The organism is Paenibacillus sp. ICGEB2008 (assembly GCF_000307675.1).
Taxonomy (GTDB): domain Bacteria; phylum Bacillota; class Bacilli; order Paenibacillales; family Paenibacillaceae; genus Paenibacillus; species Paenibacillus polymyxa.
This window is the reverse complement of record NZ_AMQU01000062.1, coordinates 1-568: the sequence shown is the minus strand read 5'-3', so window position 1 is coordinate 568 and position 568 is coordinate 1. Positions and strand designations below refer to the sequence as shown.

Genomic DNA, 568 nt, shown 5'->3' with positions numbered 1-568 from the left:
AGAGTGCGTAATAGCTCACTGGTCGAGTGACTCTGCGCCGAAAATGTAACGGGGCTAAACACACCACCGAAGCTATGGCTTGATGCTTGCATCAGGGGTAGGGGAGCGTTGAATGCGGGTTGAAGGTGTACCGGAAGGAGCGCTGGACTGCATTCAAGTGAGAATGCCGGTATGAGTAACGAAAAGATCTGTGAGAATCAGATCCGCCGAAAGCCTAAGGGTTCCTGAGGAAGGTTCGTCCGCTCAGGGTAAGTCGGGACCTAAGGCGAGGCCGATAGGCGTAGTCGAAGGACAACAGGTCGAAATTCCTGTACCACCGTAATCCGCTATGAGCGATGGGGTGACGCAGTAGGGTAGTGACGCGGACTGATGGATGTCCGTCTAAGCAGTGAGGCTGATGTGTAGGCAAATCCGCACATCGTAAGGCTGGGCTGTGATGGGGAGCGAAAATTATAGTAGCGAAGGTCATGATCTCAGACTGCCAAGAAAAGCCTCTAGCCAGGAGAAGGTGCCCGTACCGCAAACCGACACAGGTAGGCGAGAAGAGAATTCTAAGGCGCGCGGAAGA

General features: G+C 53.9%; 1 rRNA gene. It reads left to right on the top strand.

From position 1 onward, the window contains the following. Positions 1 to 568: ribosomal RNA gene (locus C400_RS0125950) — 23S ribosomal RNA — on the top strand; the annotation flags it as partial.